Raw genomic sequence first — 2106 nt, forward strand, 5'->3', positions numbered from 1 at the left:
GACAAAGCCCGAAGGCGGATTGATGCTCATGGGGTTTTCCTCAAAGGGAATCCAACCTGTTGGTTCGTCTGCCGGGTTGCTGCCATCCAGGAAGATTTTGCTGTTGACATGATCTGGTCGGATGGGCAATTTGGCCGTAGCCCACCAGGCAATATTGCCGTCTTTGTCCCCGTACATCACATTCAGTCCAGGGGCATGGATCAGCCGCACGGCATCTTCTACTTCCTGAATATTGTTAGCTCTGGCCATTTTCCAAGTCGCTTCCAAAGCCCTGGATGGTTCCAGTACATACACCCACCAAGAGGCAACAGGATTGGCGGTGAGTTTTCCGATTTCCGGAATCACCTCATTCATAATAGGTCCATGGATGGACTCCACAATTTCAAATTCCACGGGATCCTTTCCTTTGACAGGAATGGACTCTGTTCTTTTGGACAAAGGACGGAACTCGTCCCCATATACGGTTTCATTCGGGTTGTTGGGGTTAAGTTGTTCTTCAAAAAAGTCCTGGTCATCGTTTTCAAACATGGTCAGTCCAATGCTATGGTGCCGGGTATGGCCCACCAGTCCGAAAGGCATACCGGCCAGGTGGTTGCCATAATAGGAAAAACCGGGATATTCTATATGCGCTTCGTACCATACAGAAGGCTGGGCGAATCCGATGTGTGTATCATTGAGAAAAAGCACTTCACCCGATGCTGTTCGAGAAGGGGCGATTACCCAGGCATTGCTGCCTTCCAAAAGGGGGACCGGCAATTTTTCCAGCATGGCCTGCAGGCTATTTTCCAAGATCAATTCCTTGGTTTCCGGATCCCTTTCCGGGTAATGATTAGGAATCACATGATGTTCCGGTAAGGTATGAATGGAAAGTACTTTCAGGTAATCAGGGCTGAGGGACCTGGCCATTTTGGTGATCAAAGGGTCTGTTTTCATAGCCATGGCAAAGGTAAAGGACATGTAACCAACGATACCATGTACATCGTTGATGGTGAATTCACGGGGTTGATGGCCCAACAACCTGTATTCTATGGGGAGCTTGCCATTTTGAATAAAATGGTTGACTCCTTGGATGTAAGCTTCTGTAGCGGCTTTCCAAGGTGTAGGGCCTTCTGCCAACCATTCCTCGGTACTCCAAGCGGCATGCTTGGGAATGCCCAGGGTGCGGAAAAACTTATCCACGTCCAATAAATCTTCACCCAGCATTTCCGCGAGGGTGCCAGAGCCTACGCGGCGCATCATTTCCATTTGGAAGAGACGGTCTTGGGCATGGATGTAGCCTAGGGCCTTATAGGCATCCGCTTCGTTGCCGGCATAAATATGAGGGACCCCAAAATTATCAAAATACACTTCTGCCTCGGCCTGAAGCCCAGGCATTTCAATGGTACCGCTGTAATTTGGCGCATGTTGGTATTTGACGATCTGATAGCCGGCGATGGCTATAAAGAAAATAAGGATGAGGATGAGTAATACTTTTTTCATGGAATGGTTTATTGCTTGCTGAAAAATACAGGATTGTGGGGAGAGTAGCAAGTGGGGAGAAGCGAGAGGTGAGATGTGAGAAGCAAGACACAAGAAGCAAGACACAAGAATCATGATTGTGGGAATTTCGGATTGCGGAAGGCGGATTTCGGGGGTAGAAAAATGTGGAAATTAAGCAATTCGGCAAGAGCCAAGGAAAAAGGAAAAAGGGAAAAGGCAAAAAAGAAGAGAAACGAGAGGCTTTAGAGACAAGAATTAAGAAACAAGATACAAGAATCAAGAAGCAAGAAAAATTGAATTTCGGTAGGCGGATTTCGGAACCATTAAGAGTTAAGGTTTTAAGGTATTCATCAAGGTAATTGTTTAAATTAGTGACATAACAACCCCGATAGGGGTTTAATCCCTTAAGGGTAGGGGTGCAACCCGGGGTTGAGAGGTAATTTTGATATTTGGGAATCCCGACTCCAAGGGAGTCGAACTCTAGATAAGAAAATGAAAAAAGTGTCAAGTAAAATCAGGACGTGACAGAGAGGACACAAGAAGCAAGACACAAGAAGCAAGACATAAGAATCATGATTGTGGGAATTTCGGATGTCGGAAGGTGGATGTCGGATGTCGGAATGGATT

The 2106-nt window shown here is 46.6% G+C and carries 2 protein-coding genes; one reads left to right on the plus strand and one right to left on the minus strand.

Annotated features, from left to right (window positions below; genetic code table 11):
* The coding region (locus B879_RS20585) for a penicillin acylase family protein (RefSeq protein WP_040401490.1) at positions 1-1479 on the minus strand (1479 nt) is incomplete at its 3' end.
* Between the two features lie 164 nt (positions 1480-1643).
* Between B879_RS20585 and B879_RS20590 the strand changes: the two genes are divergently transcribed.
* Positions 1644-1838, plus strand: a complete 195-nt coding sequence (locus B879_RS20590) for a hypothetical protein (protein ID WP_040401493.1) — start codon at positions 1644-1646, stop codon at positions 1836-1838.
* The last annotated feature ends 268 nt before the right edge of the window (positions 1839-2106 follow it).

Origin of the sequence: Cecembia lonarensis LW9 (assembly GCF_000298295.1) — a bacterium.
GTDB classification, from domain to species: Bacteria; Bacteroidota; Bacteroidia; order Cytophagales; family Cyclobacteriaceae; genus Cecembia; species Cecembia lonarensis.